35 protein-coding genes and 1 pseudogene are annotated in these 26,687 nt (G+C 60.8%); 13 read left to right on the top strand and 23 right to left on the bottom strand.

Features of this window, described 5'->3' with window-relative positions; genetic code table 11:
* Positions 1 to 178 precede the first annotated feature (178 nt).
* Together AC1DXO_RS03430 and AC1DXO_RS03435 are read right to left on the bottom strand one after the other, a co-directional pair.
* Positions 179 to 361: pseudogene (locus AC1DXO_RS03430) on the bottom strand (IS4 family transposase); the annotation flags it as partial.
* A 188-nt stretch (positions 362 to 549) separates the two neighbouring features.
* Positions 550 to 1,494, bottom strand: a complete 945-nt coding sequence (locus tag AC1DXO_RS03435) for an SMP-30/gluconolactonase/LRE family protein (RefSeq protein WP_476976681.1) — start codon at positions 1,492 to 1,494, stop codon at positions 550 to 552.
* A 335-nt stretch (positions 1,495 to 1,829) separates the two neighbouring features.
* Here AC1DXO_RS03435 and AC1DXO_RS03440 point away from each other — a divergent pair, with 335 nt between their 5' ends.
* Positions 1,830 to 2,402: an ankyrin repeat domain-containing protein gene (locus AC1DXO_RS03440; protein WP_476976682.1), complete on the top strand. Its 573-nt coding sequence runs from the start codon at positions 1,830 to 1,832 to the stop codon at positions 2,400 to 2,402.
* Here AC1DXO_RS03440 and AC1DXO_RS03445 read toward each other — a convergent pair.
* Positions 2,391 to 2,918 carry a TetR/AcrR family transcriptional regulator gene (locus AC1DXO_RS03445; RefSeq protein ID WP_476976683.1) on the bottom strand — a complete coding sequence of 176 codons (528 nt, stop codon included), beginning with the start codon at positions 2,916 to 2,918 and terminating at the stop codon, positions 2,391 to 2,393. The genes AC1DXO_RS03440 and AC1DXO_RS03445 overlap by 12 nt on opposite strands.
* A gap of 105 nt (positions 2,919 to 3,023) precedes the next feature.
* Between AC1DXO_RS03445 and AC1DXO_RS03450 the strand changes: the two genes are divergently transcribed.
* Positions 3,024 to 3,647, top strand: a complete 624-nt coding sequence (locus tag AC1DXO_RS03450; protein WP_476976684.1) for a hypothetical protein — start codon at positions 3,024 to 3,026, stop codon at positions 3,645 to 3,647.
* Here AC1DXO_RS03450 and AC1DXO_RS03455 read toward each other — a convergent pair.
* The 5 genes from AC1DXO_RS03455 to AC1DXO_RS03475 form a co-directional block, all read right to left on the bottom strand.
* Entirely contained in the window at positions 3,631 to 4,431 is an 801-nt protein-coding gene (locus tag AC1DXO_RS03455) for an inositol monophosphatase family protein (protein ID WP_476976685.1), read from the bottom strand. The genes AC1DXO_RS03450 and AC1DXO_RS03455 overlap by 17 nt on opposite strands.
* Positions 4,432 to 4,483: 52 nt before the next feature.
* Positions 4,484 to 4,771 carry a hypothetical protein gene (locus AC1DXO_RS03460; protein ID WP_476976686.1) on the bottom strand — a complete coding sequence of 96 codons (288 nt, stop codon included), beginning with the start codon at positions 4,769 to 4,771 and terminating at the stop codon, positions 4,484 to 4,486.
* Between the two features lie 87 nt (positions 4,772 to 4,858).
* On the bottom strand, positions 4,859 to 5,425 hold the full coding sequence (gene efp / locus AC1DXO_RS03465; protein ID WP_476976687.1) for an elongation factor P: 567 nt from the start codon (positions 5,423 to 5,425) through the stop codon (positions 4,859 to 4,861).
* A 75-nt stretch (positions 5,426 to 5,500) separates the two neighbouring features.
* Entirely contained in the window at positions 5,501 to 6,193 is a 693-nt protein-coding gene (locus tag AC1DXO_RS03470) for an aspartate/glutamate racemase family protein (protein ID WP_476976688.1), read from the bottom strand.
* A 14-nt stretch (positions 6,194 to 6,207) separates the two neighbouring features.
* Positions 6,208 to 6,945 (bottom strand): creatininase family protein, encoded by a 738-nt coding sequence (locus tag AC1DXO_RS03475; RefSeq protein WP_476976689.1) that lies wholly within the window; start codon positions 6,943 to 6,945, stop codon positions 6,208 to 6,210.
* Positions 6,946 to 7,114: 169 nt separating this feature from the next.
* Here AC1DXO_RS03475 and acs point away from each other — a divergent pair, with 169 nt between their 5' ends.
* From acs to AC1DXO_RS03495, 4 genes are all read left to right on the top strand, one after another.
* The gene (gene acs, locus AC1DXO_RS03480) at positions 7,115 to 9,055 is read left to right on the top strand and encodes an acetate--CoA ligase (protein ID WP_476976690.1); all 1,941 of its coding nucleotides are present in this window, start codon (positions 7,115 to 7,117) and stop codon (positions 9,053 to 9,055) included.
* A 236-nt stretch (positions 9,056 to 9,291) separates the two neighbouring features.
* On the top strand, positions 9,292 to 9,645 hold the full coding sequence (locus tag AC1DXO_RS03485; RefSeq protein WP_476976691.1) for a hypothetical protein: 354 nt from the start codon (positions 9,292 to 9,294) through the stop codon (positions 9,643 to 9,645).
* A 17-nt stretch (positions 9,646 to 9,662) separates the two neighbouring features.
* Positions 9,663 to 10,202: an MOSC domain-containing protein gene (locus AC1DXO_RS03490; RefSeq protein WP_476976692.1), complete on the top strand. Its 540-nt coding sequence runs from the start codon at positions 9,663 to 9,665 to the stop codon at positions 10,200 to 10,202.
* Positions 10,203 to 10,252: 50 nt separating this feature from the next.
* Complete coding sequence (locus AC1DXO_RS03495) at positions 10,253 to 11,383, top strand: serine hydrolase domain-containing protein (protein ID WP_476976693.1); 1,131 nt, start codon at positions 10,253 to 10,255, stop codon at positions 11,381 to 11,383.
* Here the strand turns inward: AC1DXO_RS03495 and AC1DXO_RS03500 are convergent.
* Positions 11,380 to 12,009: a glutathione S-transferase family protein gene (locus AC1DXO_RS03500; RefSeq protein ID WP_476976694.1), complete on the bottom strand. Its 630-nt coding sequence runs from the start codon at positions 12,007 to 12,009 to the stop codon at positions 11,380 to 11,382. The genes AC1DXO_RS03495 and AC1DXO_RS03500 overlap by 4 nt on opposite strands.
* Positions 12,010 to 12,124: 115 nt before the next feature.
* On the opposite strand from AC1DXO_RS03500, the gene AC1DXO_RS03505 reads away from it, so the two are divergent.
* A complete protein-coding gene (locus AC1DXO_RS03505) occupies positions 12,125 to 12,742 on the top strand; it encodes a DJ-1/PfpI family protein (protein ID WP_476976695.1) in 618 nt (205 codons plus the stop codon).
* Between the two features lie 5 nt (positions 12,743 to 12,747).
* Here AC1DXO_RS03505 and AC1DXO_RS03510 read toward each other — a convergent pair whose 3' ends face one another.
* From AC1DXO_RS03510 to rlmN, 5 genes are all read right to left on the bottom strand, one after another.
* A complete protein-coding gene (locus AC1DXO_RS03510) occupies positions 12,748 to 13,044 on the bottom strand; it encodes a hypothetical protein (RefSeq protein ID WP_476976696.1) in 297 nt (98 codons plus the stop codon).
* Positions 13,045 to 13,145: 101 nt separating this feature from the next.
* Positions 13,146 to 13,787 carry a DNA-3-methyladenine glycosylase family protein gene (locus AC1DXO_RS03515; protein ID WP_476976697.1) on the bottom strand — a complete coding sequence of 214 codons (642 nt, stop codon included), beginning with the start codon at positions 13,785 to 13,787 and terminating at the stop codon, positions 13,146 to 13,148.
* Between the two features lie 374 nt (positions 13,788 to 14,161).
* On the bottom strand, positions 14,162 to 14,998 hold the full coding sequence (locus AC1DXO_RS03520) for a S1 family peptidase (RefSeq protein ID WP_476976698.1): 837 nt from the start codon (positions 14,996 to 14,998) through the stop codon (positions 14,162 to 14,164).
* A gap of 14 nt (positions 14,999 to 15,012) precedes the next feature.
* A complete protein-coding gene (locus AC1DXO_RS03525; protein ID WP_476976699.1) occupies positions 15,013 to 15,468 on the bottom strand; it encodes a DUF350 domain-containing protein in 456 nt (151 codons plus the stop codon).
* 152 nt (positions 15,469 to 15,620) lie between these two features.
* The gene (rlmN, locus tag AC1DXO_RS03530) at positions 15,621 to 16,844 is read right to left on the bottom strand and encodes a dual-specificity RNA methyltransferase RlmN (RefSeq protein WP_476976700.1); all 1,224 of its coding nucleotides are present in this window, start codon (positions 16,842 to 16,844) and stop codon (positions 15,621 to 15,623) included.
* A gap of 144 nt (positions 16,845 to 16,988) precedes the next feature.
* Here rlmN and AC1DXO_RS03535 point away from each other — a divergent pair, with 144 nt between their 5' ends.
* Positions 16,989 to 17,459 (top strand): hypothetical protein, encoded by a 471-nt coding sequence (locus AC1DXO_RS03535; RefSeq protein ID WP_476976701.1) that lies wholly within the window; start codon positions 16,989 to 16,991, stop codon positions 17,457 to 17,459.
* A 33-nt stretch (positions 17,460 to 17,492) separates the two neighbouring features.
* Here AC1DXO_RS03535 and AC1DXO_RS03540 read toward each other — a convergent pair whose 3' ends face one another.
* The 6 genes from AC1DXO_RS03540 to AC1DXO_RS03565 form a co-directional block, all read right to left on the bottom strand.
* Positions 17,493 to 17,996: an RNA polymerase sigma factor gene (locus tag AC1DXO_RS03540; protein WP_476976702.1), complete on the bottom strand. Its 504-nt coding sequence runs from the start codon at positions 17,994 to 17,996 to the stop codon at positions 17,493 to 17,495.
* Positions 17,993 to 18,211 (bottom strand): YgaP family membrane protein, encoded by a 219-nt coding sequence (locus AC1DXO_RS03545; RefSeq protein ID WP_476976703.1) that lies wholly within the window; start codon positions 18,209 to 18,211, stop codon positions 17,993 to 17,995. Before AC1DXO_RS03545 ends, AC1DXO_RS03540 begins: the two co-directional genes overlap by 4 nt.
* Before the next feature lie 151 nt (positions 18,212 to 18,362).
* Entirely contained in the window at positions 18,363 to 19,082 is a 720-nt protein-coding gene (locus tag AC1DXO_RS03550; RefSeq protein WP_476976704.1) for a YitT family protein, read from the bottom strand.
* Positions 19,083 to 19,144: 62 nt separating this feature from the next.
* Positions 19,145 to 19,576, bottom strand: coding sequence for a c-type cytochrome (locus AC1DXO_RS03555; RefSeq protein ID WP_476976705.1), 432 nt, complete (start codon positions 19,574 to 19,576; stop codon positions 19,145 to 19,147).
* Between the two features lie 200 nt (positions 19,577 to 19,776).
* Positions 19,777 to 20,667, bottom strand: a complete 891-nt coding sequence (locus AC1DXO_RS03560) for a DUF3800 domain-containing protein (protein WP_476976706.1) — start codon at positions 20,665 to 20,667, stop codon at positions 19,777 to 19,779.
* Positions 20,664 to 21,404 carry a HesA/MoeB/ThiF family protein gene (locus AC1DXO_RS03565; protein ID WP_476976707.1) on the bottom strand — a complete coding sequence of 247 codons (741 nt, stop codon included), beginning with the start codon at positions 21,402 to 21,404 and terminating at the stop codon, positions 20,664 to 20,666. The genes AC1DXO_RS03560 and AC1DXO_RS03565 overlap by 4 nt, the downstream gene beginning before the upstream one ends.
* A 61-nt stretch (positions 21,405 to 21,465) precedes the next feature.
* Between AC1DXO_RS03565 and hslV the strand changes: the two genes are divergently transcribed.
* The 4 genes from hslV to hslU all read left to right on the top strand — a co-directional run bounded on the left by hslV (position 21,466) and on the right by hslU (position 24,316).
* Positions 21,466 to 22,011 (top strand): ATP-dependent protease subunit HslV, encoded by a 546-nt coding sequence (gene hslV / locus AC1DXO_RS03570; RefSeq protein WP_476976738.1) that lies wholly within the window; start codon positions 21,466 to 21,468, stop codon positions 22,009 to 22,011.
* Positions 22,008 to 22,373 carry a hypothetical protein gene (locus AC1DXO_RS03575; RefSeq protein ID WP_476976708.1) on the top strand — a complete coding sequence of 122 codons (366 nt, stop codon included), beginning with the start codon at positions 22,008 to 22,010 and terminating at the stop codon, positions 22,371 to 22,373. The genes hslV and AC1DXO_RS03575 overlap by 4 nt, the downstream gene beginning before the upstream one ends.
* On the top strand, positions 22,370 to 22,855 hold the full coding sequence (locus AC1DXO_RS03580; protein ID WP_476976709.1) for a GNAT family N-acetyltransferase: 486 nt from the start codon (positions 22,370 to 22,372) through the stop codon (positions 22,853 to 22,855). Before AC1DXO_RS03575 ends, AC1DXO_RS03580 begins: the two co-directional genes overlap by 4 nt.
* Positions 22,856 to 23,017: 162 nt before the next feature.
* Positions 23,018 to 24,316, top strand: a complete 1,299-nt coding sequence (gene hslU / locus AC1DXO_RS03585) for an ATP-dependent protease ATPase subunit HslU (protein WP_476976710.1) — start codon at positions 23,018 to 23,020, stop codon at positions 24,314 to 24,316.
* A gap of 2 nt (positions 24,317 to 24,318) precedes the next feature.
* Here the strand turns inward: hslU and AC1DXO_RS03590 are convergent, their stop codons facing one another.
* The 3 genes from AC1DXO_RS03590 to AC1DXO_RS03600 all read right to left on the bottom strand — a co-directional run bounded on the left by AC1DXO_RS03590 (position 24,319) and on the right by AC1DXO_RS03600 (position 25,360).
* Positions 24,319 to 24,615, bottom strand: a complete 297-nt coding sequence (locus AC1DXO_RS03590; RefSeq protein ID WP_476976711.1) for a DUF3144 domain-containing protein — start codon at positions 24,613 to 24,615, stop codon at positions 24,319 to 24,321.
* A 71-nt stretch (positions 24,616 to 24,686) separates the two neighbouring features.
* Entirely contained in the window at positions 24,687 to 25,145 is a 459-nt protein-coding gene (locus AC1DXO_RS03595) for a low molecular weight protein-tyrosine-phosphatase (protein WP_476976712.1), read from the bottom strand.
* 20 nt (positions 25,146 to 25,165) lie between these two features.
* Positions 25,166 to 25,360 (bottom strand): hypothetical protein, encoded by a 195-nt coding sequence (locus AC1DXO_RS03600; protein WP_476976713.1) that lies wholly within the window; start codon positions 25,358 to 25,360, stop codon positions 25,166 to 25,168.
* A 138-nt stretch (positions 25,361 to 25,498) separates the two neighbouring features.
* On the opposite strand from AC1DXO_RS03600, the gene AC1DXO_RS03605 reads away from it, so the two are divergent.
* Positions 25,499 to 26,659: an alpha/beta hydrolase gene (locus AC1DXO_RS03605; protein WP_476976714.1), complete on the top strand. Its 1,161-nt coding sequence runs from the start codon at positions 25,499 to 25,501 to the stop codon at positions 26,657 to 26,659.
* Positions 26,660 to 26,687: the final 28 nt, after the last annotated feature.

A 26,687-nucleotide genomic window follows, 5' to 3' on the forward strand; every position in this document is an offset into this window, starting at 1 on the left:
CGAATCTTACCATCCAAAAAAAACGCCTGACACTACTAGCGGACGGCTAGCACGCCTTAAGCAGTTTGTGAAGCTCAACCCCGAATAATCAGTTCCGAATGGGGTCAGCAGTTCCGGGTCAGCAGTTCCGAAATGGGGTCAGAGTCACTGCTGTCCCACAGGATATTTTGCAATAAAATCAGAATATTAGTGCCATTTGGCTCTTCGGTTCCGGCGGCGGTCCGGTTTCTCCTTTGAGTAATTCCAAGAGATCGCGCCGCAGAAACAGGTTTAGCTGCAAGAGGCGAGCGATTTGTTGCATCGTCAAATTAACGCGGGAGCTGAACTTGAGGAAGGCGACCAATAGGCAGACGCATAGAGAAGGCGGTGTCAAACCTGCAGAAAAGGGGTCAGAGTCAGTTGTTGACTCGATATGCAGGTTTGCCTCCGCTGCTAGCCGATGGCCCACACCACGTCGCCCGGCCCGTCACGTTGCTCCGGGCGTTCGTCGCAAAAATCGACGCACTGCGTCGATTTTATCCGGTTTGCGTTTACGCAAACCGGCGCTTCTCACCCTTTAAACGCCACAGTCGGCAGGCCCGTATGCCCTCTTAACCACGACTTGGGCAGTTCAAATAAGGTTCCGGCCAGCTTGTCATCGGCGTCGACCGGCGGCTGGGCGGCTGTGGTGCAGAAGACCCGGTCGAGATTGGGCCCGGCAAAGGTCAGGCTGGTCGACTGTTTCGCCGGCACCATCACATCGAAATCGGCCGTCCCGTCCGGCAGATAGCGCGTCACGCGGCCGCCATTGTAATGCGACACCCACACGCCGTCCTGGGCATCGACCGCAATGCCGTCGGGCAGGCCGACCCCATCGCCGAACTTGGCGAAGATCTTCTTGTTCGACAGGCTGCCGTCAGGCGCCACATCGAAGGCATAGACCAGGCGTTCCGCGGTTTCGTTGTGATACATCCGGCTGCCGTCACGATTGAAGCCCGGACCGTTGGTGCACAGATAGGGCGCGTCGACCATATGCACGCTCAGATCGGTGTCGATGCGGTACAGGGCGCAGTCCTTCTTGTTGAACGGCATATGCATGGTACCGGTCCACAGACGGCCCTGCGGATCGACCTTGGCGTCATTGAGCCGGTTGTCAGTCTTGTCCGCCTCGATGGTGAACAGGGGCGTCAGGCTGAACGGCTCCAGGGTCAGGGCATGCACCGTGCGCAGGATGGCGACCAGGAAGCCGCCGCTTTCGCGTAGGACGATCCAGTCGATCAGGTCGGGCATGTCCCAACTGGGCTGGCTGCCGTCGCTGAGGCGATAGGCGTGCAGCTTCTTGCCGCGGATATCGACCCAGTAGAGCGTGTTGTCGCGCGCCGACCATAGCGGGCCTTCGCCCAGTATGGCGCCGGGCGGGCTGATGGCGACGGGGGCGTCTTCGGCGCGGGCGAGGGCGGGCATGGCAGCCAGGGACAGGGCGCCTGTGAGGGCAGAGCGGCGGGACAGGATCATGGCGGTTTCCTCTCGATTTTTGCCGAAAGAAGGCGCGCAAAGCTTTCATCTGTCAAGATTTTTGCCTGATAATACAAATGGATGATTTATATTAGAAAAGAAGGGAGTGCCCCCTCCGTCGGCTTCGCCGCCACCTCCCCCGTAACGCTTCGCTACGGTGGAGGACTGGCATTGTTTAAGCTCACGTGATTTGGTGGTTCAACTTCTAAAATCTGTGCCAATCTGTGAAAATCTGTGGGGAATCTCTTTCTTTTTCAATTCCTTGGCAGACCGGCTATACCGGAACTGTGTCCATATGGTCGGATCCGTGCTATCTGGACCGGGGGAACTGTCACATGTCCGATCCTGCCTTTATTGCTCTGCTGCAGACCATTGTCGCCGGTGATACGGCGGCTGTGCTCGAGCGTCTGCAAGACCTGCAACTCGTCCTTGCCAAGGCCACTGAGACGCACTTCTTTGACGACATAAAGCACTACATCTATGCCGGCGATACGGCACTGCATATGGCGGCGGCGGCGTTTCGCAGCGATATTGCCCAGGCGCTGATCGACCGGGGCGCGGACCTGGCCGCGCGTAACCGGCGTGGCGCCCAGCCGCTGCACTATGCCGCCGATGCCCATCACTGGGACCCGGACGCCCAGGCCGCGACGATATCCTGCCTGATCGCGGCCGGCGCCGACCCGAACGCCACCGACAAGAGCGGTGTCGCGCCCCTGCACCGTGCCGTCCGCACGCGCTGCGCCGCCGCCGTGGAGGCACTTTTGGCCGGAGGCGCCGACCCGCTGCGCAAGAACGGCAATGGCTCGACGCCCCTGCACCTTGCCATGCACAACACAGGCAAGGGCGGTAGCGGCACGGAGCGCGCTCACGACCAGCAGCGCCGGATCGTGGCGCTGTTAGACCTGTGACCCGACAAGAGCACGGCTGGACCTGACCAGGGCGCCGGCCATGGTTTCCGCCGGCACAGCGACCTGGCCCAGTATCCACGGTTCCAGCAGCGCAAACTGAGCGGCGGCGATCTGTGCCGCCAGCAGGCCGTTCGGCAGGCTGCCGGCCGCCGGTAAACGCGCCTCGATCAGGTCGGCCAGGGTCCGGTGCAACACCTTGCGCGTCGGCTCAACGAACAGGACCCGGCCCAGCGTATGGTTCTCGCGAAAATGATGCACCCACCACAGCAGACCGGGCGTCTGCCCGATCACGCAGTCCGCCAGGGGCGTGAAGGGCATGACCAGGGCCGCGCGCAACAGGTCGAGTTTGGTCGGGAAATGTTCGTAGAAGGTCGAGCGGCCGATGTGCGCGCTCGCAACCACATCGGCGACGGTGATGTCTTCATAGCCGCGCTCAAGCAGCAGCGAACTGAAGGCGCGGACAATGCCGTCTTTGGTCTTCTGCTGACGGTAATCGCGGCGGGTATCGGCAGACATTCGGTGCTCAGTGTCCGGAAAGCGGACAAACACCATGCAATGTTTGGCAGCGAAATGCACGGCCTTTGCTAGCCATGGACGCTTTCCATCCTGAAGGAGACCGCCATGTCCAAACCCACCGAAGATCTGCCCAGACTTAATCTGAACGGCCGCGTTTACGGCATCCTGTTGGCGCTTTCGACCCTGCTGACCGTGATCGTGCTGGCCCATCACCCCGTGTCCGGCGACCACAGCTCAACCGAGGTCAATCGCCTGGTGCACGGCGGGTTGATCGCCCTGATCCTCCTGACCTGCACCGGCATGTCGGGCTTTGCCTGGCGCCTCGGCGTCGAACATCCGGCCGTCATGGCGGGCTGGATCGCCTATCTGCTGGGCACGCTGTTCCTGATCATCGCCGGCCTTATCAATGGCTTTGTCGCGGGCGATGCGGCCGAGTTCAAGGCGCTGCTATGGGCGTTCAACCAGACCTTTGCCCGCACGGGCCTGATCCTGCTTGGTTTTGCCCTGGTCATGTGGGGCCATGCCCTGCTGCATCATCGCGGCCTGGCCCGCCCGATCGCCGTTCTGGCCATGGCGATTGGCGGCATCTCAGCCGTCTATGTGCTGACCAAGTCGGGCACGATCGATCTGCCGGTCCTGTTTTTCGTCATGACCGGCCACGTTGCTTGGAACCTGACCGTGGCCTTCTGGATGATCCTTGGCTTAAAGCGGCCTACTTCGCCAGCTTGAGCTTGTCCATCAGGTGCTGATACAGCTCCATATTGGCAGCGACCAGGTCACCGGTGATCAGCGGTGAGCGCTCGTCGTCGATGGAACTGAACGTGCCGCCGGCCTCGGTGATCAGCAGCAGTCCCGCCGCCATATCCCATGGCTTCAGACCGCGCTCCCAGAAGCCGTCGAACTGGCCGGCCGCGACATAGGCCAGGTCGAGGGACGCGGCGCCATTGCGGCGGATACCGACCGTGCGCTGCATCATCTGGTGCAGTTCCTTCAGCGCCTGGGCGTGGCCGGCCTTGCCGATAAACGGCAGGCCGGTGCCCAACAGCGATTCGTCGAGCATCTTGCGCGCCGATACGCGAAGGCGGCGGTCATTGTGATACGCACCCTTGCCCTTTTCGGCCCAGTACAGGTCGTTGGTGATCGGGTTGAAAGTCACGCCGGCGACGATTTCGGCGTCGCGCTCCAAGGCCACCGTGCAGGCAAAATGCGGAATGCCGTGCATGAAGTTGGTCGTGCCGTCGATCGGGTCAGCGATCCAGCGGTGGGTCTTGTCGCTGCCGAAGGTCTCGCCGGTTTCCTCGCCCAGAAAGCCGTAGCCCGGACGCACGCGGGTCAGTTCTTCCAGCAGGGCGGCTTCGACGCGCTTGTCGGCGGCCGTGACGAAATCACCGGGGCCCTTTTTCGATACCTGGAGCTCGGTGATTTCGCCGAAGTCACGCGCCAGGCCCTTGCACGCCTTGCGCACTGCGCCGACCATGACCTGTATGAGGGAAGATTGAAGTACGGTGACCATGGCGGCGGACCTTAGCTGGATTTACAATGTGGGGAGCGGTGCTATCAGACCGCTAGTCGTTCTTGATATTACTTTTCGTCTTGACCTTCTGACCGTTGACGGGCTGGGGCGCGGACGAAGACGACGAACTGCTGGCCGACGTCACGGTGTTGTTATATTCGTAGCTGTTCGTCTGCGACGCTTCGCTCGAACTGCCTTCCTGAGCGGGAATGCCATTGATGGTGAGGCTTTTGCCGCCGCTGCGGAAAGCCGTCGACGGCGTTGGATTGTCGGCCGCCATGGCCATCTGGGCCCCGACGGATAATGCTAACAAGACAAGGGCTGCACTCAACTTTTTCATCGTCGCCTCCTGTGGTCTGCCGGATCGGCCTCGCCCTATAGCACGACTGAGGGCCAGCCGATACCGGCCAGTTAGGAGACCTCAGGCTCAGTCGGCGCGCTTCATATATTCGCCGTCGGCGGTCGAGACGACGATCTTTTCACCGACCCCCATGAAGGGCGGGATCATGACGCGCATGCCGTTGGAAGCCTTGGCGGGCTTGTAGGACGAAGAAGCGGTCTGGCCCTTGATGGTTGGTTCGGTCTCGATGACCTCCAGGATAACCGTGTCGGGCAGGCTGATCGAGATGGGGCGCTCTTCGTGGAATTCGAGGATAACGACCATGCCGTCGTGCAGGAATTGAATCTGGTCTTCGCCGACCCAATCCTTGTGCAGGCTGATCTGCTCGTAGTTTTCCTGATCCATGAAAACCAGCATGTCGCCGTCTTCGAAGAGATAGAGGTGGTCCTTTTGCTCCAGCGTGACGCGCTCGACGGTTTCTTCGGAGCGCAGGCGTTCGTTGAGCTTGGTGCCGCTGATCAGGTTTTTCAATTCGACCTGGGCGAAGGCGCCGCCCTTGCCTGGCTTGACGTGGTGCGACTTGACGACGGACCAAAGGCCGCCCTGATATTCGAGCACCATGCCGGGCTTGATCTGATTGACGTTGATTTTCATGGATATACGACTTGTCAAAGAGGAAATTCGGTTGGCGGCGTTACTACGTGTAAAGCCCGTGAAAGGCAAGGGGAACTACGCCAGCGCCGCCTCGACCGCGGCCACGGCATGCAGCGCCGTGGTGTCGAACAGCGGCACAACGCTGTCGTCCGGTCCTATCAGGAGGCCGATTTCGGTGCACCCCAGAACAATGGCCTGCGCGCCCTGGTCGGCCAGCCGTTTGATAATGCCGATAAAGGCTGTTCGTGACTCAGGCCGAACCTGGCCCAGGCACAACTCGTTATAGATGACGCGGTGAACCAGGGCGCGGTCGTCATCATCGGGAATAAGGACCGTCAGACCATGGTGGATCAGGCGGTTGCGGTAGAAATTCTGCTCCATAGTGAAGCGTGTTCCCAGCAGCCCGATCTTGGTCAAGCCTTGGGCGGCGATGGCCTGCGCCGTCGGATCGGCGATATGCAGTAAGGGGATCGTCATAGCATCCTCGATCGCGCCTGCGACCTTGTGCATGGTGTTGGTCGCCAGAACCAGGATCTCGGCTCCGGCGCCTTCCAGCACGCGTGCGGCATCGGCCAGCAGACGGCCGGCGGCGTCCCAGTCGCCGTCGCGCTGCATCTGTTCGATGTCGTGGAAATCGACACTGTACAGGATGATTTTGGCGCTATGCAGCCCGCCCAGCCGCGCCTTAACACCTTCATTGATAAGGCGATAATAGGGAATGGTCGATTCCCAGCTCATGCCGCCGATCAGGCCGATCGTCTTCATCATGGTTTGCCTTTGGCCTACTCCGCATCAAACGCGGCGATATCGTCGATCAGTCCCTTGACCGAAGCGGCGATGATCTGCTGGCCGTGCTCGACGGTGGCCAGCGATGAGTCCGAGCCGATGCGGCCGTCGGCAAAGCGTGAGCGGTAATCGAGCGCGTCGCGGATCGGGCCATTGGGCGCGATTTGAGGCTCCATGGCGTGCGATTTGACACGATCGGGATAGGCGGCGAAGGTAACGGCGATTTCCGACGGCGTGGCGTGGGTGCCGTGGCCGGTCGGATACAGCCGGGCGCACAGGCGGGCAATGCCGGGCAGGTCCCACCAGTTGCGCAGTTTCAGAATGAAGGGGCACGGTTCCGCCGCATAGGAATAGTCCGAATAGATCTCCGAAAACGCCGCCTCGATGCTGGCGACATTGCCGCCATGGCCATTGAGGAAATAGATGCGGTCGAAGCCATGCCGTGCCAGGGAATTCACCCAGTCGGAAATAGCGGCCATAAAGGTCGACGGGCGCAGTGAAATGGTTCCGGGAAACCCGAGATGATGCTGCGCCATGCCGATATTGAAGGTCGGTGCGATCAGCAGGTCGCCTTCTCTTTCAGCGGCGTGGGAAATGATCTCCGGACACAGCCAGTCGGTGCCGAGCAAACCCATCGGCCCGTGCTGCTCGTTGGAGCCGATCGGAATGATTACGGTGCGCGACGACTTCATCCGCGTTTCGATTTCGCACCAGGTGGAAAGGGCCAGCATCATGGCAAATGTCTCCATTGTCGCAATTTGCAACGTCATTAACGCGCCTGCGTACGCGACGCGACTGATTTTTCGCATTGGTCTTATGGACTTCGGATTCGCCATTCCCTAAGGTCGCGCGCAATGAAAACCCCTTGCGACACAGCGAGGGTGAGACCGAGGAAATACCGTCATGTCCGATACCTTTTTCCGCGTTCCGGCTGAGTTCGTGCGGCCCGGCACCCTGACCGCCGACGGCCTGGCCGCCCAACGCCAGCGCTTTGCCGCCGATCCTGAACATTACTGGAAGTCCCTGGGTGATGCCCTCGACTGGATCGAGCCCTACAGCAAGGTCAAGGACGTCTCGTACGATCGCGCCGACTTCCGCATCCGCTGGTATTATGACGGCATTCTCAATGTCTCGGCCAACTGTATCGACCGCCATCTGCGCACCCGCGCCGATCAGACGGCCATTATTTTCGAAGGCGATGATCCGGGCGTCAGCCAGCATATCACCTATGCCGAACTCAGCGTGGCGGTGAACAAACGCGCCAACCTGCTGAAAAGCTATGGTGTCAAGAAGGGCGATCGCGTCACCATCTACATGCCGATGGTCCCGGAAGCCGCCTATTTCATGCTGGCCTGTTCGCGCATCGGCGCCGTCCATTCCGTGGTCTTTGGCGGTTTTTCGCCCGACAGCATCGCTGGCCGTATCCTCGATTGCCAGTCCGATATCGTCATCACGGCCAATGAGGGCCTGCGCGGCGGCAAGACGATTCCGCTGAAGGCCAATGTCGACCTGGCCCTGCTGCAATGCCCCAATGTCCGAACCGTCCTGGTGGTCGAACACACCCAGGCCCCTTACCTGACCCACAATGGCCGTGACGTCAGCGTCGCAGAGGCTCTGAAAACCGTTTCGGCTGACTGCCCGCCCGAGCCAATGAACGCCGAAGATCCGTTGTTCATTCTCTATACCTCCGGCTCGACGGGCAAGCCGAAGGGCGTGCTGCACACCACGGGCGGCTATCTCGCCTGGGCGGCCTATACGCACAAGACCGTCTTCGATTACCAGGACGGCGACGTCTTCTGGTGCACGGCCGATATCGGCTGGGTGACCGGCCACTCGTATGTGCTATATGGTCCGCTGGCCAATGGCGCCACCACTTTGATGTTCGAAGGCGTGCCCAACTACCCGACCGTCAGCCGCTTCTGGCAGGTGATCGACAAGCACCAAGTTAATATCTTCTACACGGCGCCGACAGCCATCCGCGCTCTGATGCGCGACGGCGAAGCGCCGGTGAAGGCGTCGTCGCGCGCCTCGCTGCGCCTGCTGGGCTCGGTCGGCGAACCGATCAATCCGGAAGCCTGGCTGTGGTATCACCGCGTCGTCGGCGACGAGCGTTGCCCCATTGTCGACACCTGGTGGCAGACCGAAACCGGCGGCATACTGATCTCACCTGTACCTGGTGCGACCCCCACCAAGCCCGGCTCGGCGACCCAGCCCCTGCCGGGCATTGTACCGTCCCTGGTCGATGCCGAGGGCAATGTCCTGGAAGGCGCCACCGAAGGTAATCTGTGCCTCGACGATTCGTGGCCGGGCCAGATGCGCACGGTCTTCGGCGATCATGCGCGTTTTCTGGAAACCTACTTCTCGACCTATCCCGGCAAGTATTTCACCGGTGACGGCTGCCGCCGCGACGCGGACGGCTATTACTGGATCACCGGGCGCGTCGACGACGTGCTCAATGTCTCGGGTCACCGCCTGGGCACGGCCGAGGTCGAAAGCGCCCTGGTCGGCCACAGCGGCGTCACCGAAGCCGCGGTCGTCGGCTATCCGCACGACATCAAGGGGCAGGGCATCTGGTGCTATGTCACGCTGAAACAGGGCGTTGTCGGCACGGATGCGCTGAAGCTGGAACTGCGGGCTTGGGTGCGTCAGGAAATCGGCCCTATCGCTACGCCGGACGTCATTCAGTGGGCGCCGGGTCTTCCCAAGACGCGTTCGGGCAAGATCATGCGCCGTATCCTGCGCAAGATCGCCGAAGGCGCGTCGGATCAGTTGGGCGATATTTCCACCTTGGCCGATCCATCAGTCGTGGCTGATCTTATCGAAGGCGCACGGGGACTGGGCTAACTCTACTGTGACGGGCTGCAAATAATCATCTTCCTCCGCGCCCTTGCTCTTGTACCAAAGTACACGTCGCTGCGGGTGCTCGGAAGCTAATCATTTTCACCGCGTCACAGCGAGTTATCCCTACGGTGGAATAAAGGTGGCCTTTATCGGTCGTTTGTAACGCGTCTTTGGTTCCTCACGCCGGACTTATCTTCGTGCGCCTATACTGACGGTTTCGCTGTTACAGGAGAACCGTTATGGACAAGGTACGCGACGACAGTTTTACGACCGGCAGCCGCATCCCCCAGGAGCCGGACGAGGCGCGGGCAGGAGACGATCCGCAGGCGACGGCAGCAGCCGACGTCGCGGCCGATACCGGCAATACGATCCAGGCGCCCGACACTTCGGATGAGCCCAATGCCGTCGATGCCGTGACCTACGTAGGAAAGCGGGTGTTTTCGCCGCACGAACTGAACCAGTCGGGCGAGGACAAGGAATATTTCCACCCGGACAAGGGGCATAAATTCGATGCGCCTAAAGACGCCAATGATCACGCCCTGACCCCCGACATAGAGGTCACGCCGGACAACACGATCAAGAAGATCAGCTAGTTTCATCCTGAATCCAGTTGGTCTACAAAGCCGGGACTCACCACCCCGGCTTTTCCATGCTCAATCCGCAATCTCCACTGGCCCGCCTGATGACGGCACCCGTACGTCCGGGCCGCGTGACGTGGATCGGCCTGCGCCCGGCCCGCCAGTCACCCATGGCTTCTGTCGAGCAAGCCAGTTTGTCCACCGCCCAAGGCCTGATCGGTGACCGCTATTCCGGCCGCAGCGGCAGCCGCCACGTCACCCTGATCCAGGCCGAACACCTGACGGCGATTGCCGCCTTTCTCGGCCTGGATGTCGTCCTGCCCCAACAGCTTCGCCGCAATATCGTTGTCTCCGGCCTTAACCTGCTGGCCCTGAAGGACCGACCATTCCGCCTTGGTTCCGCCCTTCTGGAAATGACGGGCGATTGCCATCCCTGTTCACGCATGGAGGAGATCTTCGGGCCCGGCGGTTACAATGCCGTGCGCGGCCATGGCGGCATTACCGCCCGTGTTCTGGAAGACGGTGAGGTCCGGGTGGGCGATGTTGTAACACCGGCCGCAATTCGAGCATAATAAGGCCGGATTCACGCAGCACTCTGATTACCATAACAGGGGCGAATCGTATGAAACACTGGCTTGTGGCTATGACCCTCATGAGCTGTCTGGCGACAGTTCCGGCTTTTGCCGATCCTGCCGGCGATGTGAAAGCCGTCGTCGATCAGGCAGCGCAAAAGTTCCTTGCCGCCAATCCCCAGTCGGTCGGTTTCTCGATCGGCATCGTCAAGGATGGCCAGACCTACGCGTACAATTATGGTGTTACCACGCCAGGCGGCACGATGGCGCCGACCGCCGATACCCTGTATCCGATCGCTTCGGTCACCAAGACTTTCACCGGTATATTGTTGGCCCAGGCGTCTCTGGACGGCAAGCTGAAGCTCGACGACGATGTGCGCACCTATCTCGACGGCGACTATCCCAATCTGGCCGTCGAGGGCCACGGCATACGTCTGTTCGACCTGGTTGATCATCGCTCGGGTCTGCCATTTATCCTGCCTGATCGTCCGGAAACGCGTCCGGATTTCGTCACCGACATTCCGTGGTCGAGCCGGTTGGCCGACATCTACAAAACCTATCACCGCAAGGATTTTTACAACGATCTGCACAAGGTGACGCTGAAGTTCGAGCCCGGCTCGGCGTTTCAATATTCCAACGCTGCTGCCACCCTGGCCGGCTATATCGTCGAGCGCGTCTACGCGAAACCATACGAACAGGTGTTGAAGGACAAGGTCCTGCTGCCGCTGGGCATGACCGCGACCACCATCACCGTAAGCCCGGCGCAGTCGGCGCTTCTGGTCCACGGCTACGACGGCAAGGGCGACCTGATGCCCTATGTGCCGGACGAGTTCCAGGGCGCCGGCGCGCTGAAGTCCAGTGTCAACGATATGCTGAAATATGTATCCTGGCAGATCGCCGAGACCGATCCGGCGGTTCAGCTAGCGCACAAACCGTATTTCACCTCGGGCAGCTATGCCGCCGGCCTGAACTGGCAGATGCTGAGCGCGCCCGGCAAGCGGATCATCTGGCAAAGCGGCGACTTCGAGGGCTTTCACAGTTACTGTGTCGAGGAGCCGGAACGTCATCTGGGGCTGGTGCTGCTGGCCAATCAGGCGGACCCAAAATCAAGCCAGGGCCATGGCGCCATGGTCAATGAGATCCTGCACGGGCTCGACCCGGAGGCCATGTTGTTGCCCTAAGGCACATCATCGAGCGCATAGGGCCGGAAGGCCGGGCGCTGTTTCAGCCGTTCGTAATAGGCCATGACCGCCGGCCATTCGGTGTGCTGCATCGGTGTCTTCAGCCAGCGATGGACCGACAGGCCGATGGCGATATCGGCCAGGGTGAAGGCATCTGCCGCCACATGGCCGCCGGTCCGGGTCAGTTGTCCGTCCAGGATACCAATGGCTATGTTCCATGCCTTTACCGACTCGGCGACGCGCACCGGGTCATTGTCGGACGAATTGCGCGCGAGGGCCGGAAAGGCATAGCGCCAGGCCGTGTTGAGATTGGTCGCCTGCCAGTCCAGCCACTGATCCACGCGGGCACGCGCCATGGGCTCGGCCGGATAGAGATGCGCGCCGTAGCGATTGGCGAGATAGCGGACGATGGTGTTCGATTCCCACAGCACGAAATCACCGTCGCGGATTACCGGCACGAGGGCATTGGGGTTGAGCGCGATATAGTCCGGGACATAGGTGTCGCGAAACCCCGAGCCCCAGTCTTCGCGCACAAATGGCAAGCCCAGTTCGTCGCAGGTCCAGGCGACCTTACGGACATTGATCGACGACAGCTTGCCGAGCAGGGAGATCATGCGGCGCGGCATAATCCCGATCCATGCGCCTCGCAACCCTTATCCGAAACTTATCGTCCTGGAGCGTTACAACCACGTCGTCCTTAGGGGCGAAGGTTTACAGTGGGCGAGTCCAAAGGAGGCCGCCATGCCCACCGACATTCATTATTTCGTTTTCGACAGCCTTTCCGACTGGGAGGCTGCCTATGCCATAGCTGGTATCAACACCGGCCAGTACCAGCGTGAGCCCGACGCCTGGCGCATCCGAACGATGTCGCCGAAGGGCGAAGAGGTTACGACCGCCGGCGGGTTGCGTATCCGTCCCGACCTGTCGATGATGGCCGATTTCGATCCCGCCGACTGCCGTCTGCTGATCCTGCCGGGGGGTACGGCGTGGGATAAGGGCGAGCATGGCGATATGGCTGCCCTGGCCGGCAAGGTGTTGGCCGCCGGCGGTGCGGTTGCAGCCATCTGCGGCGCCACTGCCGGCCTGGCGCGCGCCGGTTTGCTGGATACTGTCAGGCACACCAGCAACGCCAAGCCCTATCTGGCGGCCACCAATTACAAGGGCGGCGCCCTGTATCAGGAAGCTCCGGCAGTGACCGACGGGCGGCTGATCACGGCTTCGGCAACGGCGCCGGTCGACTTCGCCTATCACATCTTCCGCGAACTCTACCTGTTCACGCCGCAGGTCCTGGATGCGTGGTACGGCCTGTTCCGCACCGGCAAGGCGGAATATTTCGCGGCCTTGTCGAAAGCGGCCTGACCTGCCTACGCCGTCGTCATCTCGACGTCTTCGAGCACGTCCAGCGGAAACTTGCGCTGGGCCGCGGTGCCGAAATCGTGGGCGACAAAACTGGTTTGCTCACTGCTCAGGTGGTGGATCTCTATGCCATCATAGGTATCACGCGTCAGTCGTTGAACGGCGCGGCGCGCGACATATTCATCCAGAACGAGGGCGCATAGCGCGTCCCAGTCCGTCGGCGTCAGCCCGATAACAATGTCCTGGCGGCTGAACTGCCGAAAGACTTCGAGCGTATGATCGATACGTTGCTTGACGGTATGCATGGCGTCCTCCCAAGGCTCACTGCAGACTATCGAAAGGGTTGTAAGTAATCAATTCCAAGTGTTTGGTTGATCAGGTGTTAACAGCCCAGGTTCAAGGTGCGTCAGAGGACGCGTTCCATCTCGCCGCGCTTGACCGCGCCGTACCATGCCCACAGCAGATGCGCGGTTATGGAACGGTAGGGCGACCAGATCTTCGCCCGTTCCGCCGAGTATTTTTCGTCCGGCCTGGCGTCCAGCCGGTCAAGCCAGCCCAGGGCCTCCCGCAAGGCGACGTCGCCAACGGGAAACAGGTCGAGGCGCCCTTCCGAAAACATCAGATAGACCTCGGCTGTCCAGCGGCCTATGCCTTTCAGTGCCACCAGCTTGGTCGCCGCCGCCTCGACATCGAGGGCGGTCAGGGTTTCGGTGTCGAAGTCACCGGCGTGCATGGCCTGGGCCAGCGCCCGGGCATAGCCGATCTTTGGCCGCGACAGGCCGTAACCGCGCATCAGCTCGTCATCATGCGCCAGCACGGCCTGCGGGCTGACTTCACCCGACGAGGCATGCAGACCGGCATGGAGGCGTGCGATGATCGTGTCCGCAGCCTTGACCGAGAGTTGTTGTTCGACAATCAGCCCCAGCAGGGCGGGAAAGCCGCGTTCCCTCAGTCGGTACTGGATATGGCCGAAGCGCTCACACAGAGGTGCGAGTTTGGGGTCGGCGGCGGCAAGGGCCTTGAGGTGCAGGGGATCGAGTGGGGTCATGAGGACGGTGTATCGCCGGATTCGCCGTAAATTGGCAGCAGGCCGTAACCTGATCAAACCGAGGTCTCTTGTCGGTGCTCGGCTACAACTATTCAAAACATACTGAGTTTACAGTAATTTTTATCGCGGAAAGCGCCGAAAAGTCGGAAAGACGCGGAAAAAGGAGGAGTAAACATTCTTGCCCGAAGGGCTGCCATTCCAACACATAGGCATGCTGCACAGAATGAAGGCGCTTCGCGCGGAAGAGGCTAAACCCAAAATTTTTGCGTCTTTCCGACTTTTCGGCGCTTTCCGCGTTAAAAATTACTGCAATTTCAAAATATTACGCGGCAATCAATGCAGCCCATAAACGGCTTGCACCGTCACAGGCAGACCTACGACTTGATACAGCCCACCTGAACGACGCGGTATTCCCGCCGCAAGGTATCCGCGACGATACCGTAATTGGTCTTGGTGATCACCGCTTCGCTTTCGAAGTCGGGCTTGCCTTGCGCCGTACCCGCCAGGGCGCCCAGGGTCTGCGGCGTCGAGGTATAGATCCGCCCGCGGCGCGGCTTTTCCTTGATGGTCACCCCGATCAGGTGCGAATTGTCGTCCAGCACCGGACCGCCCGACATCTGGTTCAGATCGCCCTTGATGCCATGTGTCCGGCCGGCCTGGGCCCAGGCCAGGACCGTTTCGTTGCGCTCGCCGCGCTTCGACTTTTCCAGCACCATGGTGCCGATCAGCCGCGCCGTGGCCTCGCCCGGCTGCCCCGCCGGGTAGCCCGGCATGAAACCGCGGACACCCGGCTTGACGCTGGTCGGATCGACCATGCCGAACGGCCGTCCGCCGCCCGAGGTCGTGACCAGGATATAGGGCGCCTTGTCCAACGAATTGGCGTCGGCTGCGGCTTGGCTGGCATTGAACGGCACGCCGAGATTGCCACCGATATTGATGAAGGGGTGCGGGCAATTGGCCACGCTATGGCGCGCCACGACCCACTGGCCGGGAGCAATCGCGAAGCCGGTGCCGGTCATTTCCTTGCGGTCGTCGAACGGCAGGTTGATGATGGCGCCGGCCGAGAAGGGCGTAAAACTGGCGAACAGCGACATCTCACCAACGCCCGGCGGTGGCGGGGCTTCCGGAAGTTCGGAATTTTCATGCCAGTTGTTGGTGACAAGCACCAGGGCAGCAATACCGCCAGCATAGAGGAGCCAGTCGAGCTTCATGGCCCAGTTTCCCCTTAACCGGCGACGGCGGCGGCAAGAACCAGGGCGGCGGCCAGCTTGGCCGAAACCAGCAGGACGGCGGCGGAGACTTCGCCATCGTTGATCCGCGCCGGCAGGCCGGCCAGCAGGAAGTCGATCAGGCGGAAGACGAGAAGTTGCAACAGGATGGTGGCGCCGCCCCACAGGACGATTTCGCGCAAGGAGGTCGAGGCGGCCATCGAGGCGGCCAGAGGCAGGGCCAGGCAGATGATCACCCCGCCATAGGCAACGGCGGCAGCCGAATTGCCTTCGCGGATCTGCTGGATTTCCTTGTACGGCGTCAGGATCGAATAGACGAAGGCGCCGACGAACAGCATGAACAGGGTCGCCCCGGCATGCAGCAGCGTAATCAGGAAACCGTTGGCAAAAGCCTGGATCTCGGGACGCAGGATTTCGGGTGACAGGAAGTCTAGGTTGAAATTATTCGTCATACGTCTGCAGGTCCCCTGGCACTTTCTGTACGAGCCTGATGACAGGCGGCTCATTCATGAGGGATTGTCCCTGCAAGATCAAGTCCAACCCTTAGGGACTGTGGACAATATTTCAGTTGCAACCAGAAAAGCCAAAAAACGCAATACCTTGGTTAGTCGACCATGCCTGCGGCGAGATGCGCGAAGGGCAGGCTGTCATGAAGATCGCTGTCTTCGTTTGAGCCAGTTTCCGCAAGCTCGTCCGGCTTTTGCCGGCGCAGGGTCGAGGCCCGTTGCTTCTCGCTCTCCGACTTGAGCTGGCCACAGGCCGCCAGGATATCGCGGCCGCGCGGCGTGCGTATGGGCGAGGCATAGCCGGCCTTGTTGAGGATAGAGGCAAAGACCTCGATCGTCTTCCAGTCCGAACACTGATAGTCGGTACCCGGCCATGGATTGAACGGGATCAGATTGACCTTGGCCGGAATACCTTTCAGCAGCTTGATCAGGGCGCGCGCTTCGGCCGGGCTGTCATTGACGTTCTTCAGCATGACATATTCGAAGGTCACGCGGCGGGCATTGGACAGGCCCGGATAGGCGCGGATGCCGGCCATCAACTGCTCGATATTGTATTTCTTGTTCAGCGGCACCAGGACGTCGCGCAGGTCGTCATTGGTGGCGTGGAGCGAAATGGCCAGCATAGCGGCCGTGCGGTTGCCCAGGCCTTCCAGTTCAGGGACGACGCCCGAGGTCGAGACCGTGATGCGGCGGCGCGACAACGAGATGCCTTCTGGGTCAGAGATGATGTCGATGGCGCCGGCGACATGGTCGAGATTATAGAGCGGCTCGCCCATGCCCATGAAGACGATATTGCTGAGCTGACGGTCTTCCTTGGGCGACGGCCATTCGCCGAGGTCATCGCGCGCCACCTGGACTTGGGCGACGATTTCGGCGGCGGTCAGGTTGCGCACCAGCTTTTGCGTGCCGGTATGACAGAAGGTGCAGTTCAGCGTGCAGCCGACCTGGCTGGACACGCACAATGCGCCGGCGCGGCCGACACCGGGAATGAAGACGCTCTCGACCTCGATGCCGGGTGCCATGCGGATCAGGTATTTGCGTGTCCCATCGCGGCTGATCTGGCGTTCGACGATTTCCGGCCGGGCCAGGGTGAACCGATCGGCGAACAGCGCGCGTTGTTCCTTGGCGATATCGGTCATCAGGTCGAAATCGGTGACGCCGTAATGGTGCATCCAGCGCCACATCTGCTTGGCGCGCATGCCGACCTTGCGCGCCTCGACCACGCCGGACTCCGTCAGGACCGTCTTCAGGCCTTCCATGGACAGGCCGGTAAGGTTGACGAGGGCAGCTGGTTTTACAGACAGGTCGAGCGTATGGGCCAAGGATGCGGCTTTCGAAAACGGGTATTTAAGGAATGGCGGTTCCTATACACGAACCACTGCGCAATGTCTAACGCGGCAGAGATTGACCATCGGACAGACCTTGCACTACATTGCGGTTCTCATAAGTGTTGCCCGGGGGCTGCCATGAAATTGTTTGTAAAATCACTTGTTGTTGCTGCGATTGCGACGCTGGGTCTGGTCGCGGCAGCGCCGACGATGGCGGGGCCGGCAACTACCGCCCTGAGCCAGTGCCTGGTCCGTTCGGCCACGCCGCAGGACAATATTGTGCTGGTGCGCTGGGTATTCATGATGATTTCCAAACACCCCAAGGTCGCCGATCTGGCCGCGATTACTCCGGCCGAGGACGAAGCTATCAATCGCGAAATGGGTGGTCTGTTCACCCGCCTGCTGGTCGAAAGCTGTGGTACCGAGACGGTGGCGGCCATCAAGGCCGATGGCGACGATGCACCGGGAAATGCTTTCGGCGTCATGAGTGAAAAGGCGTTCAACGATCTGACCAATGATCCGGCGGTCAATGAGGTGTCGACTCAGTTCGTGAAATATGTCGACCTGAACAGGTTCGCCCAGATTATCATGACCCAGCCCTCGAAATAGGCGGCCGTGCCCGGTGCACGGACCGCCCGGTTGTTATCCGACCAGATATTCCCGTACCAGTAACCGCGCGCGATGCAGCCGGGCCTTGACGCTTTCGCGTGTCAGGCCAAGGCGCGTCGTTATCTCGTCGATCGTCAGTTCTCCGACATCGCGCAACAACAGGACATCGCGATAGTGGGTGGGCAGGGACTGGATCGCTGCCGCCAGGTCCAGACGCAATTCCGCTTCGGGCCATTCGGCGAACCGCGTATCGTTTTCCAGAGCCGCTATATCGACAAAGAGCATGCCCTGCCGCGCCAGTTTCAGGCAGGCGCGCTGGACCACCTGGAACAGCCAGCCGGAGAAGGCGCCCAACTTGCGCAATCCACCGATCCGGCGATAGACGACCCACAGGGTTTCCTGGACCGCGTCCTCGGCATCCGACGAAGACTTGCAACTGCGCCGGGCGTAGCGGCGGATGTCGCCATCAGCCTGCGCCATGACGGCCATTATGGCGTCATGGTCACCGGCGACAGCCGCCTCCATCAAGTCGCTCATTCGCGTCCCTTCAGCCTGTTGTCTAGCTGCCGGCCGGCGAGGGCGCACATCGGACAGAAACCGACAAACCCGGTCAGGACGATCATAGCACCGCTGGCGCAGAGCGCGTAGGCCATCCAGCCCTTTAACAGCCCAAAGCCACCCAAAATCAGCAATAGGCCGAGCACAATGCGCGCAACACGCTCCCACGCCGGTACATTCCTGGCATAAACCATGACAAAACCTCTCCCTATCGCGCCACAATCGGCCGTCGATACAGGTAAGAGGCGCGCAACCACAGAAACGGTTCTAATTAATTTATTACGCCTCATGTTTATCCAAAAACGGGGCCGCCCGTGCGGTGGCGTCCACTTTTTGGCATGAGGCTTATCTCCCAATATATCTTTCAGGCTTATGAAACCAGATCAGGACGCCGCTCATCGCCACAGCCGAGATCAGCGAGTAGGCGACGGCATGCCAGTTCAACACCACAATCGACACCGACAGGATCAGGGCGTCGCACATCATCTGGGTCTTGCCGGCATTGATGCCGCGCCGCTTTTGCAGGTACAGCGCCAATACACCCGTGCCACCGGCGCCGGCGCCGTGACGCGCCAGGGCCAGTATGCCCATGCCGATAATGGTCCCGCCGAAGATGGCGGCAAACAAGGGATGGACGCCCGACAGATTGAACATATGCGGCGCCAGGCTGGCCAGGCCCATAATCGCCAGGTTGACGATCACCGTCTTGATCATGAAGCGCTTGCCCATGGCCGGCCAGGCAAACAGGAAAAACGGGATATTGATCAGCATGAACAGCACGCCGACCGGCAGGGGCACGACGTAGGAGACCAGCAGGGCAATACCGGCCACGCCACCCGTGACCAGCCCGGCCGATTTCAGAAAGACAATCCCCAGCACGACAAAGGCGCAGCCAATCGCAAAGGCGTAGATATCCTCGATCAGGGTATGTTTGACGACGGGATACAGCGCATCGGCGCCGTCCTTGTCGATGGTAGCGGGCTTGGTGATTGCGGTGGCGGAGGGCGGCATGACGATCTCGGGCGGGGCGGTTGACCAGCCTTCGCGACGCTTCTTGTCCTGCATGCGTGCCGCTTATGTTGCGGTTGCAACCACCCTACCATGAAGCTGGGCTACGATAAAGTCCGCTATTCTCGGGGTGTCAAGGTTTTGAGATAGGCGATCAGCGCGTGACGGACCTTGGGATCGTTGAACATCATCGGCATATCGGTACCGGTGTACATGTGTTGCGGTCCCGACAGGAACCTGTCCAGGCGCTTTTCCGTCCATTTGTGTCTCCAGAAATTTGCCTTCTTCAGGGCCGGAGAATAGTCGAAGCCCTCGACCGAACCGACGCGGCGCCCGACGACACCGAACAGGGCCGGGCCATTATCGTTCAACATATGCTCGCTGTCGTCATGACACAGGCTGCAGGCCCTGAAATAAAGAGCGGCACCGACCTCGACATCGGTCAGGGCAGGCGAAGCGCTGGTTTCCGGTGCCGGCGCCTGGGGCGTCTGGGCGGGCGCGGCAGTGCTTAATGTCAGAAAAGCCAGTATGGCGAGTGCGGGCATTTTCATAGGCATAGTCTCCGTTTGGGGGCGACTATGGGCTTGCCTGAGGGGGTGAGTATATGACTTCGATCAATTGCCGGCAATCTTGACGACGATACCAAGGTGTTGACCAAATTCGCTTGCGCATCTATATTCGGTATTGGAGGTTCTGCCTGACCGGAAGCCCTTGTGGAGTACGTTCGGGGCTTTACCTCCTTCCTCTCTTTTCAGGACGCCCGTGACTGGTATGGATCGCGTACCAGCACTATGCCGTAGGACCTGAATGCGCGGTCTTCGCGGCCAGCCGGCATCTCACCAATCCATTGTAGATTCCGCAATTTGGGACCGAATTCTTCGGCTATTTCATCGCGAACGGTTGATTCCGCCTCCCAACCGGGCACTCTGTATCCCCAGTTCAAGCAGTAAAGGCATATGTCGGCAGCTTGTACGGCGTAGCTCATGTCGGAGGCAACGAACAACGGTGAGGGGACGATGCTGAGCGCACGATTACGGCCCGTTTCCGTTTTTTCAAAATAGGCTTCGAGCTTCTTGACAAACCGTCTGTCGGCCGACTTTTCGGTCTCATCCATGACAAGCAGGCCGTGTTTATGCACGCCGTCGAGGAAATAGAAATATCTTTCCAAAAGGAAAACCTGATCCTTGCGAAGATAGTCTTCTCGAATAAATCCGGGAGGTGGCTTCGTGCCACGCGGAATGAAGGATGCAAAAAGTTTGGCGTCATGGGCGCTCAGCAAATCGAATACGCCGCGCGCCATCTCCAGCGAGGCCTGACCATAGGCTGTGAAATGATCCCGGTTAGGCGCTATTTTATCTCGCCCCCTTTCCAGAAAAGCGCGAGAGAGCTTTCGCCTTTCTTCCGGGGACATTTTGGCGCCTTGCTGAGCCCATTTAAAGCGGTCCTTGTCCAGAAGCTTTTCGCCCTTCGCCTCCTTACCGTAGTCGCTCAGGACGACGCCGAAACAGTCCAATTCCAAACGTCGCCAGCCCTGGATGAAATACCATAGCTTCGTCACGGAAAGCGCCACCCCACCGCGGATTTCGTAAGGCATGTTCCGATGATCGTGGCCGCTTTCGTCCATAAACAGAAACCAGCTCATTGCGTTTCTCCGCACACCGGACAGTTCGGATCGGGCGCCAGTCCGACAATCCGGCTTTGCAGGGTCAAACCGTCGAAAATCAACAGCTTGCCGCGCAGGGTTTCGCCGGCGCCGGTCACGCGTTTGATGACTTCCAGTGCCGCCAGCGTGCCCATGACGCCAGCCAGGGCGCCGACAACGCCGACGCGCTCGCAGGTTTCGGCATCGGGCGGCAGGTCCGGCACGAGGCATTGGTAGCACGGCGAACCCTCGAACAGCGCCAATTGTCCGCTCCATCGCCCGATCGCCGCCGAAACCAGCGGCTTTCCCAGGTCATGGCACACGCGGTTGACCAGCAGGCGCGTCGGGAAGTTGTCGCAACCGTCGAGCACGATGTCGTAGCCGGACAGAATTGCCGCCGTATTGTCCGCATCCAGCCGCGTTGCGTGCACCCGACAGTCCGTATGCGGATTGAGCAACCCTAGCCGGTCATGTGCGACAGAGGACTTGCCGCGCCCGATCTCGTCCGTGTCATACAGGACCTGCCGTTGCAGGTTGCTGAGCGACACCGTGTCGTCGTCGATCAGGCCGAGCGTTCCGATCCCGGCCGCTGCCAGATAGAGGGCTGCCGGCGAGCCGATTCCGCCCATGCCGATTATGGCCACGCGCGCGGCCTTCAGTTTCATCTGGCCCTGGCCGCCGATCTCCTTCAGGACGAGGTGGCGGGCATAACGGTCGATTTCGTCATCGCTGAGCATGCACAGCGAAATGGCATCTTCACCCTTGAATAACAATCCCAAAACCGCCAATTACAACGCCATGACAGACTCGAATTTTCCCAACTGGCACGGCACGACGATCGTCGCTGTGCGCCAGAACAACAAGACCGTCATTGCCGGCGACGGCCAGGTGTCGATGGGCCCGACCATCGTCAAGGGCGGCGCGCGCAAGGTGCGCCCGCTTGCCGGCGGCAAGGTGATCGCCGGTTTCGCCGGCGCCACGGCCGACGCCTTTACCCTGCTGGAACGCCTCGAAGCCAAGCTGGAGCTGTTCCCGGATCAACTGGCCCGCGCCTGCGTCGACCTGGCCAAGGACTGGCGCACCGACCGCTACCTGCGCCGCCTCGAAGCCATGCTGCTGGTTGCCGACAAGAACCATATCCTGACCCTGACCGGGGTCGGTGACGTGCTGGAGCCCGAAGACGGCGTCGCCGCCATCGGTTCCGGAGGCGTCTATGCCCTGTCGGCGGCGCGCGCCCTGCTCGAATACGAACAGGACGCCGAGGTCATTGCCCGCAAGGCGATGAAGATCGCCGCCAGTATCTGCGTCTACACTAATGACCACCTGACCCTCGAAGTCCTATGATCCTTATCGACCAGGCTCTGCGCACCGGACAGCTTTGGGTCAAGATGCCGCCGACCCTGATCCTGCTTGCGTCCGCGGGGGTTACGCTGCTGGCGCTTGGCGCCCAGGTCCAGCCGCCGTGGATTTATTTGTGCTGGTTTATCGGCCTGTCCGGCTGGCCGATGTCGGTCGTCTATCGCGCCTATGCCACGGCGCGCTGGAAGCTGTGGGCCTATCGCAATGGCGTCAATGTCGCCGCCCTGCGCCACGCCGCCCAGGTCGGGGGCATCCTGTTGCCGGAAAAATCACCCTTCGCCAAGCTTGAACTGTGCTCGGCCGCCGACAGCGCCGAGATTGCCAGGTTCGAAGGCCGTTCGGTATGACCTACGACTTTCGTCCGATGACGCGCGCCGACATGCCGATGATCCGGCAATGGCTGGCGACGCCAGGGCCGCAGCAATGGTGGGTCGATCCGGAAGGCAATGTCACGGTCGATGAGGACGACCTCGACGAACCCGGCATGGCCATGTTTATCGTGTCGCATAGCGGCGTGCCATTTGCCTATATGCAGGACTGGGATACCCATGCCTGGCCGGATCATTACTTTGTCGACCGGGCGCCGGGCGTGCGCGGCATTGATCAGTTTATCGGCGTGCCGGAGATGATCGGTCTCGGCCATGGCCAGCGCTTTATCCGCCAGCGCGTCGAAGCGCTTTTGGCGGCAGGCGTGTCCGAAGTGGTTGTCGATCCCGATCCGGCCAATCTGCGCGCCGTCCGCGCCTATGAAAAGGCCGGCTTTGTCACCTATGGCGAGCACAACAGTCCAGAATGGGGCCATGTCCTGCTGATGTCGTGCACGTCATGAGCACAAGAAAGTTCATCCACAGATTACACAGATTACACAGATTTTTCAGAGCCGACCCGGCAGGCATGAGGGCGTCGATCGAAACGGCGCGCTCGGCGCACTGAGAATCTAATCTGCGTAATCTGTGTAATCTGTGGATACCCTCCTTCTTTGGATCCGAATATGACCACCTTTTCTCCCCGCGAAATCGTCTCCGAACTGGACCGCCACATTATCGGGCATCACGACGCCAAGAAGGCCGTCGCCGTCGCCCTGCGTAATCGCTGGCGGCGCAAGGCAACCGACGCCTCGATCCGCGACGAGATCACGCCCAAGAATATCCTGATGATCGGACCCACGGGCGTCGGCAAGACCGAGATCGCTCGCCGGCTGGCCAAGCTGGCCCAGGCGCCCTTCATCAAGGTCGAGGCGACAAAGTTCACCGAAGTCGGCTATGTCGGCCGCGATGTCGACCAGATCATCCGCGACCTGGTCGAAGCCGCCATGCTGATGGTCAAGGAGAAGAACCGCGCCGGCGTCCATGCCAAGGCCGAGGCAGCGGCCGAAGACCGGATCATCGAAGCCCTGGTCGGCGCCACGGCGGCCCAGGCGACGCGCGACAGCTTCCGCAAGAAGCTGCGCAACAACGAACTGGATGACAAGGAAATCGAGCTGTCGGTCACCGAAACCGGTACGCCCGTCGGCATGATCGAGATTCCCGGCCAGGCCGGCAGCAATTTCAATCTCGGCGACATGCTCAGCAAGGCCATGGGCGGTCGCAAGAAGACGATCAAGACCACGGTCAAGGCCTCATGGCCGCTGCTGATCGCTGAGGAATCCGACAAGCTGCTCGACCAGGATTCGGTGGCCCATGAGGCGCTTCGCCTGGCCGAAAACGAAGGCATCGTCTTCCTTGATGAAATCGACAAGGTGGCGTCACGTTCGGAACGCGGCGGCGCGGATGTGTCGCGCGAAGGCGTCCAACGCGACCTGCTGCCGCTAATCGAAGGCACGACTGTCTCGACCAAGTACGGCCCGGTCAAGACCGACCATGTCCTGTTCATTGCATCCGGCGCCTTCCATGTCGCCAAGCCGTCGGACCTGCTGCCCGAGCTGCAGGGCCGTCTGCCGATCCGAGTCGAGCTCAAGGCCCTGACCCAGGACGATTTCCGCCGCATCCTGTCGGAGCCGGAAGCCAACCTGATCAAGCAGAACCAAGCGCTGATGGCCACCGAAGGCGTGACGCTCGAGTTTACCGAAGGCGCGATTGCCGAGATGGCCGCCGCCGCCGCCACGGTGAATGCCAAGGTCGAGAATATCGGCGCGCGGCGTCTGCACACCGTCATCGAAAAGGTGATGGAGGACTTAAGCTACACCGCGTCCGACATGGCGGGCCAGTCGTTCACCATCGACGCCGACTATGTCAAACAGCGCCTGGGCGAAATCGCCGGGGATGCCGACTTGAGCCGTTACATTTTATAGGTTCAGCCGCGCTTACCCTGCTCTACGAACTGGTCGTAATTGCGCACATAGTCGTCGTAATGGGCCTGGAACATGGTGCGGCACTGATCGAGGTAGTATTGCGTGGCTTCCTCGCGCTTGCCGGCCAGGGCCGCCAGGTCGGGTGCGCCGGCCGCCCATACCCAGGCGTGGAAGCGTGCGGCGGCCTCGTTCATCGAAATGCTGACGGCGGCGGGCTGGGTGGTCCCGAGATAGCCGTTGGCCACATCGAGAAAGGCGGCAAACCGGCCGCCGAATTCGCTGTCGGGCGTGCCCTGCATGAAACTCTCCTGAAATTGTACTGACTCAGATAACATATGGTATCAGTCGTTATCGAAAATCACGGCGAAAATCAGACAAGCTTTGTCAATAGGGCATCGCTGGCGCGCTCGCACAGTCGATAGACCGCTTCGAAGTCGCGGCTATCACCGTAATAGGGATCGGGTACATCGCGGACCTCTCCCAGCGCCTCTTCCAGGTACAGGGCGACACGCGCCGACGATCCCGCCGGCTGCATAGCCTTCAAGTGGCGGACATTGTCGCGATCAAGACCGAGGATCAGGTCGAAACGGTCGAAATCGGCGGGCTTCACCTGGCGCGCGCACTGGTCGTCGATAGGCGTGCCGTAACGCGCCGCCACGGCGATCGAACGCCGATCGGGTGGCTCGCCGGCGTGCCATCCGCCGCAACCGGCCGAGTCTATCTCGAAGCGGTGGGCTACGCCTGCGGCCTGGGCGCGATGGCGAAACACGCCCTCGGCCAGGGGCGAGCGGCAGATATTACCAAGACAGACAAACAATATGGCGGTCATCGAACCTCGCCCAACCCAATCTAGGCCTGGGGCTTGGGCGCCTTGGCTTCGAGCTTTTCCTTGGCCTTTTTGGCGGCCAGTTGCGCCGCGGCATGGCTTTCGGCAACGCCGCTGGCCTTGGCCGGCCCGCCGTCTGTTGGCCATACTTTCCAGCCGCAACGGCTGGGGCCCTGGGCATAGATGCGGATTTCGTAGGTTTCGGTTTCGTTTTGCATTTCGGCTGCTTACCAGAGAATATCACCGACTGCACGGGCGATCTGACAAAAAACGCCGATGTGAAATTCCAACGGTTGTTGAATTTTCTACCACAGGGGCTTAGTCTGCCCGGAACAGAGACATAAAGGGTGGGGAACATGATCCGAAATATTGCTTTGGCTGCCATGCTGTTGATGGCCACACCCGCGTTTGCCGAGCCGATCGTGGCGACGCCGGCCGAACAGGCGCAACTGGATGCGTTGCAACAGCCGGAAGACTGGTTCATCGCCCATCTGAAAGGTGAGCGAGAGGTCCAGGGTGGGGTTGCCCTGGATGTCCGCCTGCAATGGGTTCTGGAAAATGTGACGCGTCCGGCGTCAGCCCCCGCTGTTCAAACCTGGCTGCGCAACAGTTACAAGACAGCGGACGGCCGCGCCGCCGCGCGCGCCGCACTGGATCGATACTGGTTTCTGCATACCGCCGCCGGGCCAGATATGAAATCTGTCGAGGATCGAAGCGTGACGGGCCGTGACGGCCAAGCCATTCCGATCCGCATCTATTACCCCACAACAGGCCGCTCTCATCCGCCCGTCATCGTTTATTACCACGGTGGGGGTTTCATGTTCGGCAGCATTGACGCCTGGGACCCGGCGGTCCGGCTGATCGCCGACCAGGCTCGCGCCATCGTCATCTCTGTGGGCTATCGGCTGGCGCCGGAAAACCCGTATCCCGCAGCGTGGAATGATGCCGAGGACGCCTATTTGTGGGCTGTCGATCACGCTGAAAGTCTGGGGGGAGCCGGAGTCGCCCTGGCCGGTGACAGCGCGGGCGGCACACTGGCGATTGCCACTGCCCTGCGTGTTCGCAACAGCCATCGGACCTTGCCTGTTGGTTTGCTGCTTTTTTATCCTGGCGTGGACCGCGCCGGCGACTATCCGTCTATGCATCAGTTCGCCACGGGGTATGGGCTGGATGCCGACAATCTGAAATATCTGGCTGACCAGGTCTATCCGGCGGGCGTTGTCACTGCACTTGAAGACACCTCGCCTATGCAGGCGGCCGACCTGTGCGGCATGGGTTACACAGACGTCGTCGAGGCAGGCTTCGATCCGCTGCGAGATTCCCAGACCGCCTTCGTCACCAAGCGGCCGGGGTTTGGCGTGTCGTGTTCCGGTTCAGGTGTGTCGACGCTATATGGTTCGTTGATTCACGGCTTCCTGCAGACGACCGCCTATGTTCCCGACGCGCGTCGGGCGGCCGGCGAGAGCGCTGAGAGCTTTGGTAATCTGCTTTTTACCGCGATACCCGACAAGCCATAAACGGCCTTGCGGCACGGGAGATTCGCCC

It is taken from the genome of Asticcacaulis sp. P2_C5, assembly GCF_056404555.1.